5 protein-coding genes and 1 pseudogene are annotated in these 7,039 nt (G+C 73.5%); all 6 read left to right on the top strand.

What is annotated here, in order from left to right; genetic code table 11:
- On the top strand, positions 1-1,269 hold a 1,269-nt coding region (locus ACTIR_RS0116760), incomplete at its 5' end, for a methylmalonyl-CoA mutase family protein (protein ID WP_026455151.1).
- A complete protein-coding gene (gene scpA, locus ACTIR_RS0116765) occupies positions 1,266-3,443 on the top strand; it encodes a methylmalonyl-CoA mutase (RefSeq protein ID WP_026455152.1) in 2,178 nt (725 codons plus the stop codon). The genes ACTIR_RS0116760 and scpA, both read left to right, overlap by 4 nt.
- A gap of 2 nt (positions 3,444-3,445) precedes the next feature.
- The gene (gene meaB / locus ACTIR_RS0116770; RefSeq protein ID WP_026455153.1) at positions 3,446-4,447 is read left to right on the top strand and encodes a methylmalonyl Co-A mutase-associated GTPase MeaB; all 1,002 of its coding nucleotides are present in this window, start codon (positions 3,446-3,448) and stop codon (positions 4,445-4,447) included.
- 87 nt (positions 4,448-4,534) lie between these two features.
- A complete protein-coding gene (locus ACTIR_RS0116775) occupies positions 4,535-4,855 on the top strand; it encodes a hypothetical protein (protein WP_007024274.1) in 321 nt (106 codons plus the stop codon).
- Between the two features lie 217 nt (positions 4,856-5,072).
- Complete coding sequence (locus ACTIR_RS0116780) at positions 5,073-6,464, top strand: M20 family metallopeptidase (RefSeq protein ID WP_026455155.1); 1,392 nt, start codon at positions 5,073-5,075, stop codon at positions 6,462-6,464.
- Positions 6,465-6,694: 230 nt separating this feature from the next.
- Positions 6,695-7,039: pseudogene (locus ACTIR_RS26800) on the top strand (hypothetical protein); the annotation flags it as partial.

Below are 7,039 nucleotides of genomic sequence, written 5' to 3' on the forward strand. Positions count from 1 at the left end.
CCGCACGACGTGCGCCCCGCCGCGGAGCTGGCCGCCCGGGTGGCCGGGCGGTACCCGGACCTCCGGGGGCTCGTGGCCGACGGGCTTCCCTACCACGAGGCGGGCGGCTCCGACGCGCAGGAACTCGGTGCGGCGATCGCCACCGGGGTGGCCTACCTGCGGGCGCTGACCGGGGCCGGGATGTCGGTCGGGGACGCCGCCGCGTGCGTGGAGTTCCGGCTGGCCGCCACCGTCGACCAGTTCGCCACCACCGCCAAGTTCCGCGCCGCGCGCAGGCTCTGGGCGCGGGTCACCGAGGTCAGCGGGGCGCCGGACGTGCCGATGCGGCAGCACGCCGTCACCTCGCCCGCGATGCTGACCCGCCGGGACCCGGCGGTGAACATGCTGCGCACCACCGTCGCCTGCTTCGCGGCCGGAACCGGCGGCGCCGACGCGGTCACCGTGCTCCCGTACGACACCGCGCTCGGTTTGCCCGACCGGTTCTCCCGGCGGTTGGCCCGCAACACGCAGGCCATCCTGCTCCAGGAGTCGAAGCTCGCCGCCGTGATCGACCCGGCGGGCGGGTCGTACTACGTGGAGAACCTCACCGACGCGCTCGCCCACGCGGCGTGGCGGGAGTTCACCGCGATCGAGGGTGCCGGGGGGATCGAGGCCGAACTGGACTCCGGTGCGCTGGCGGACCGGCTGGCCGCGACCTCGGACGCCCGGCTCCGCAGGTTGGCCACCCGCACCCAGGCGATCACCGGGGTCAGCGAGTTCCCGCTGCCGGACGAGTCGCTGCCGGAGCGCACCCCCGCACCCGGGCCGGTCGAGACCGGCGGTCTGCCCCGTGTCCGGTACGCCCGGGAGTACGAGGAGCTGCGCGACCGCGCGGACACCCACCTCGTGCGGCACGGCCGCAGGCCCCGGGCCTTCCTGGCGACCCTGGGCACGCTGGCCGAACACACCGCGCGGGCGACGTTCGCGGCCAACCTGTTCCAGGCGGGCGGGATGGAACCCGTGGATCCGGGTGAGACCGCCGACCTCGACGCCCTCGTGGCCGCCTTCCGGGACAGCGGCACCACCGTGGCGTGCCTGTGCGGCACCGACACCGCGTACGCCGAACAGGCCGACCGCGTCGCCGCGGCCCTGCACGACGCCGGGGCGGCCACGGTCCTGCTGGCCGGGAAACCCGGCGAGCACGCCCACGTCGACGGCTACGTCCACACCGGATGCGACGCGCTCGCGGTCCTGTCCGGCACCCTCGACACCCTCGGAGTCGCCCGATGAGCATCCCCGACTTCACCGACGTCGACCTCGGCACGCCGCGGCCGCGCGACCGGCGGGAGTGGGCCGAGGCGCTGCGGGCCCGCACCGGCAAGGACGTCGACGCCCTGACCGGCCGGACCCCGGAGGGCATCGACGTCCGGCCGCTCTACACGGCCGAGGACCTCGACGGGGTCGACCACCTGCACACCTACCCGGGCATCCCGCCGTACGTGCGCGGGCCGTACCCGACGATGTACACCAACCAGCCGTGGACCATCCGCCAGTACGCGGGCTTCTCCACGGCCGCCGAGTCGAACGCGTTCTACCGGCGGAACCTCGCCGCGGGGCAGAAGGGCCTGTCGGTGGCGTTCGACCTGGCCACCCACCGCGGCTACGACTCCGACCACCCGCGCGTGGCCGGCGACGTCGGGATGGCCGGGGTGGCGATCGACTCGATCCTCGACATGCGGCAACTCTTCGACGGCATCCCGCTGGACAGGATGAGCGTGTCCATGACGATGAACGGCGCCGTGCTGCCGGTGCTGGCGCTCTACGTCGTGGCCGCCGAGGAGCAGGGGGTGCCGCCGGAGAAGCTCACCGGGACCATCCAGAACGACATCCTCAAGGAGTTCATGGTCCGCAACACCTACATCTACCCGCCGCAGCCGTCGATGCGGATCATCTCCGACATCTTCTCCTACACCTCGCGGCGGATGCCGAAGTTCAACTCGATCTCGATCTCCGGCTACCACATGCAGGAGGCCGGGGCCACCGCCGACCTGGAGCTGGCCTACACCCTGGCCGACGGGGTGGAGTACCTGCGCGCCGGGCTGGACGCCGGGCTGGACATCGACGCGTTCGCGCCGCGGCTGTCGTTCTTCTTCGGCATCGGGATGAACTTCTTCACCGAGGTCGCCAAGCTGCGGGCCGCGCGCCTGCTGTGGGCGAGGCTGGTCAAGCGGTTCGGACCGGCCGACGACAAGTCGCTGAGCCTGCGCACGCACAGCCAGACCTCCGGCTGGTCGCTCACCGCCCAGGACGTCTACAACAACGTGGTGCGCACCTGTGTGGAGGCGATGGCCGCCACCCAGGGGCACACCCAGTCGCTGCACACCAACGCCCTGGACGAGGCGCTGGCACTGCCCACCGACACCAGCGCGCGGATCGCCCGCAACACCCAGCTGCTGTTGCAGCAGGAGTCCGGCACGACCCGGGTGGTCGACCCGTGGGGCGGCAGTGCGTTCGTCGAGCGGCTCACCCACGACCTCGCCGACCGGGCGTGGGCGCACCTGGAGGAGGTCGAGTCGGCGGGGGGCATGGCCGCCGCCATCGACGCGGGCATCCCGAAGCTGCGCATCGAGGAGGCCGCCGCCCGCACCCAGGCGCGCATCGACTCCGGCAGGCAGCCGGTCGTGGGCGTGAACACCCACCGCGTCGGCGCGGAGGAGTCCGAGGACGTCCTGGACGTGCTCAAGATCGACAACGAGGAGGTCCGGGCGCAGCAGCTGGAGAAGCTGCAGCGGCTGCGCGCCGAACGGGACCCCGAGGCCACCGCCGAGGCGCTGCGCAGGCTCACCGCGGGTGCCGAGGGGGACGGCAACCTGCTGGAGCTGGCCGTCGACGCCGCACGGGCGAAGGCCACCGTCGGGGAGATCTCCGAGGCGCTGGAGAAGGTCTGGGGGCGGCACTCCGGACAGATCCGTACGCTGTCCGGGGTGTACCGCGAGGAGGTCGGCGAGTCGTCGGACGTGACGACGGCCCGGGAGCGGGTGGACCGCTTCGCCGGGGCCGAGGGCCGCAGGCCGCGCATCCTGGTGGCCAAGATGGGCCAGGACGGCCACGACCGCGGGCAGAAGGTGATCTCGACCGCGTTCGCCGACATCGGTTTCGACGTCGACGTCGGCCCGCTGTTCTCCACCCCCGCCGAGGTCGCACGGCAGGCCGTGGAGTCCGACGTGCACATCGTGGGTGTGTCGTCCCTGGCGGCGGGGCATCTGTCCCTGGTCCCCGCGCTGCGGGACGAACTCGCCGAGCTGGGTAGGCCGGACATCCTGATCGTGTGCGGCGGGGTGATCCCGCCCCAGGACCACGACGCGCTGCACGAGGCGGGCGCGGTGGCGGTGTTCGGGCCGGGCACCGTGATCGCCGAGGCCGCCCTGGGCCTGCTCGACCAGCTCGAGGCGCGACACTCGTAGGCATGGCATCCGTTCCCGACGTCGCCGCCCTGGCCGAGGGGGTCCGGGCGGGCGACCGCGGCACCCTGGCGCGGGCGATCACGCTCGTCGAGTCACAGCGTCCGGACCACCGCCGCGCCGCCCAGGACCTGCTGGTCGCGCTGCTGCCGGACTCCGGGGGCGCGGCCCGCGTGGGCATCACCGGTGTGCCCGGGGTCGGCAAGTCCACCTTCATCGACCAGCTCGGCACCACCCTGACCGGGCAGGGGCACCGGGTGGCCGTGCTGGCGGTGGACCCGTCGTCCACCCGGACCGGCGGCAGCATCCTGGGCGACAAGACGCGGATGGCGCGGCTCGCCGTCGACCCGGCGGCGTTCATCCGCCCCTCACCCACCTCCGGCACGCTCGGCGGGGTGGCCCGGGCCACCCGGGAGACCATCGTGCTGATGGAGGCCGCGGGCCACGACGTCGTGCTGGTGGAGACCGTCGGCGTCGGTCAGTCCGAGGTCACCGTGGCGGGCATGGTCGACTCCTTCCTGTTCCTGACGCTGGCCCGCACGGGCGACCAGCTGCAGGGGATCAAGAAGGGCGTGCTGGAACTCGCCGACGTGATCGCGGTGAACAAGGCCGACGGCGAGCACGAACGGGAGGCCCGCCGGGCCGCGCGGGAGCTGTCCGGGGCGCTGCGGATGCTCTACGGGCCGCACGCGGAGTGGACCCCGCCCGTGCTCACGTGCAGCGGAATGACCGGGACCGGCCTGGACACCGTGTGGCAGCAGCTCGGCAGGCACCGGGACACCCTGGCGGCCTCCGGGGAGCTGGCGGCCAAGCGGCGGCGGCAGCAGGTGGACTGGACCTGGTCGATGGTGCGGGAGCAGCTGCTCGACCGGCTCGCCGGGCACACCTCCGTGCGCGCGGTCGTGGCGGAGGTCGAACGGGACGTGCGCGAGGGCCGCAGCACGCCGACCCTGGCGGCCGAGCGGATCCTGGAGGCGTTCGGCGTCCCGTCCGTGGACGGCGACTGACGGACGGTGTCCGTGGACGGGGACTGACGGACGGTGTCCGTGGAAGGGGACTGACGCGGCACGCCCGGACCGGGCACACTGTTCGCCGTGCGTGTGTATGCCGTTGTGCTCAGTGTCCTCACCGTGTTCGTCCTCGCCGTGTCCGCCGTCGCCGTGGGTGTCGGCCCCGTCGGTCCCGCGCCGGGGGCCGTCGCCGCACCGGCGGAACCGGCCGGGCTCCCGGCCGTGGCGCAGACCGACGAGACCGGGGAGAGCCCGCCGCCCGGACCCGAGCTCGACTCCACCACCCGCGAGGAGGCCGAGGAGGACAACAGCAAGCTCGTCGTCGGCGTGGCCGCGGCGATCCTGCTGGGTATCGTCCTGTGGGGCCGGTGGTACCGGAAGAAGCGGTCGGAGAGCGGTGGGTGAGCGGTCGGTCACCGCACAGCGTCACCGAACCGAGCGTCACCGTTTAGCGCAAACGGGCGACCTTCCGTCTCTGTGCTAGGACATCCGGGTTACGCATACTCTGGTTGGTGTCAAACTGAGAGCAGATGCGTACGGCAATGACCTATCCATGGAGAACCGACCAGCGGACGCCGGAGCTGCCCGTCAGCGCCCAGCTGGGTACGTGCGGAGGTGCGGCGTGACCGTTCTCGACTCGCGGCCCGAACGACCCGGGGAGCCCGATCCCGGGTCCGATCCCGCGGAGACCGCGGAAACCTCGGAGAACGCGGAGACCTCGGAGACCGGGGACACCGCGGAGATCGCGGGTTCCGGGGAGTCCGGGGGATCGGCGGGGGTGCTGCTCACCGGATCCGACCCGGACCTCTCCGGCGGGGTCGGCACGGCCGTGGACGACCCCGGCCGGGGGCGCGGGCCCGACTGGCTCGACGGGTGGCTGGCCGAGTACGCCTCCGACGTCGTGGCCTGGCGCAGGCACATCCACACCAACCCCGAGCTGGCGCGCCGCGAGTACGGCACCACGGAACTGGTGACGACGCTGCTGCGCTCGGCCGGGCTGAAGCCGTGGGTGCTGCCCGGCGGCACCGGGGTGGTCTGCGACATCGGCGACGGCCCGTCGTGCGTGGCCCTGCGGGCGGACCTCGACGCACTCCCGCTGACCGAGGCGACCGGACTGCCGTTCGCCTCCCGCGTGGACGGCGTGGCGCACGCCTGCGGCCACGACGCGCACACGACGGTGCTGCTGGCCACCGGACTCGCCCTGGCGAGCGCGCCGGAACTGCCCGGCCGGGTGCGGCTGATCTTCCAACCCGCCGAGGAGGTCATGCCGGGCGGGGCGCTGGACGCCATCGAGGCGGGTGTGCTCGACGGGGTCGACCGGATTTTCGGCCTGCACTGCGACCCCCGGCTGCGGGCGGGCACGATCGGCACGCGGGTGGGGGCGCTCACCTCGGCGGCCGACCTGGTGGAGCTGCGGCTGAGTTCGCCGGGCGGGCACACCTCGCGTCCGCACCTGACCGCCGACCTCGTGCACGCGCTCGGCACGGTGATCACCTCCCTGCCGTCGGTGCTCTCCCGGCGGGTGGACCCGCGTTCGGGCACGGTGCTGGTGTGGGGTGCGGTGCACGCCGGGGAGGCCGCCAACGCGGTGCCGGAGGAGGGGCTGCTGCGCGGCACACTGCGCACGGCCGATCACGAGACGTGGACCCAACTGGAGCCGCTGGTCGAGGCGTCGGTGCAGGCCCTGCTCGCGCCGACCGGCGTCGGGCACGAGCTGAACTACCGGCGCGGGGTGCCCCCGGTGGTCAGCGAACCGGAGAGCACCGGCCTGCTGCGCACCGCCGTCGAGGCCGCCCTGGGCAGGGACGCGCTGGTGGGCACCGAGCAGTCCTCCGGCGGCGAGGACTTCGGGTGGTACCTGGAGCACGTGCCGGGCGCGTTCGCCCGCCTCGGCGTGTGGTCCGGTGAGGGCCCGACACGCGACCTGCACCAGCCGACGTTCGACCTGGACGAACGCGCCCTCCTGGCCGGCGTCCGCACCCTCACCCACACCGCCCTCACCGCCCTCACCTGACCACCCCGTCCGACCGCGAGTCGCCACTCCAGCCCCGCGAGTTGACAGCCCGGGACCCGCGAGTTGCCACCCCAGCCCTGCGAGTTGCCACCTCGGACCCGCGAGTTGGCACCCCGGGACGGTGAGTCGACGGTCCGCTCGCGCTGACGTTGTCCACAGGGGTGGGAGTTGTCCACAGGCCTGTGGGTAACTCCGCGCCCGGGGGCGCCGTGCTCGCGCAGAGTGAGGGCATGACCTCACTCCCGCACGGACTGCACGGTGCCCATCTCCGCAGCGACCTGGCCGCACTCATCGGGCGGAGCGCACTCCGCGCCGCGCTGCGCGAAGGCCGTCTGACGAGCTTCTCCCGCACGGTCGTCGTCGAGGCGCGCCGTGTCGGTGAATTCCACACCCGCGCGGCGGCGGCGCTGCTCACCGTCGGTGACACGGCGGTGCTCAGCGGACAGAGCGCCCTCGCCGTGCACGGATGCGCCGCCGCGGAGACGGCACCGGTGCACCTGCTCGTTCCGTACACCCGCCGGACCTACCGGCGGACGGGGCTCGTCACCCACCAGGGCACCGTCGACGGAGCGGAC

Origin of the sequence: Saccharomonospora iraqiensis subsp. iraqiensis, from assembly GCF_000430445.1 — a bacterium.
In the GTDB taxonomy this organism is placed as follows: Bacteria; Actinomycetota; Actinomycetes; order Mycobacteriales; family Pseudonocardiaceae; genus Saccharomonospora; species Saccharomonospora iraqiensis.